The sequence below is a fragment of the Vibrio sp. 2132-1 genome (assembly GCF_033344315.1).
In genome coordinates this window covers 1-615 of record NZ_JAWPON010000522.1, presented here as the reverse complement: position 1 = coordinate 615, position 615 = coordinate 1, and the positions used below count along the sequence as shown (strand labels likewise).

General features: G+C 51.4%; 1 protein-coding gene. It reads right to left on the bottom strand.

All coding sequences use genetic code 11. From position 1 onward, the window contains the following. Positions 1–615: metallopeptidase TldD-related protein (locus tag R8N47_RS26425; RefSeq protein ID WP_318186258.1), on the bottom strand; the 615-nt coding region annotated here is incomplete at both ends.

Sequence of the window (615 nt, the reverse complement as noted above, 5' to 3'; positions counted from 1 at the left end):
CTGCATCGCTTCAATGCCTGAACCGATTAGAGTTGCCCCTTTGACGGGACGAGTCACTTTACCATCCTCAATCAAATACGCTTCTGATGCAGAGAACACGAACTTACCTGAGGTGATATCCACCTGACCACCACCGAAGTTAGGCGCGTAGATGCCTTTCTTCACGGTCGAGATGATTTCTTCTGGTGTGTGTTCACCTGGCAGCATGTAGGTATTGGTCATGCGTGGCATCGGTAAGTGCGCGTAAGATTCGCGGCGACCGTTACCCGTTGGGTTTACCCCCATTAGGCGCGCGTTCAGCTTGTCTTGCATGTAGCCTTTCAATACGCCATTTTCGATCAGCGTGTTGTGCTGACCATTCACACCTTCGTCGTCCACATTGAGTGAACCACGTAGATCTTTCAGCGTACCATCATCCACAATCGTACATAGCGATGACGTCACCTGCTGACCCATTTTGCCAGAGAATACCGACGACTCTTTGCGGTTGAAGTCCCCTTCTAAACCGTGACCTACCGCTTCATGCAGCAGTACGCCCGGCCAACCAGAACCAAGAACCACAGGCATCATACCTGCAGGTGCAGCTTCTGCTTCTAGGTTAACTAACGCCATACG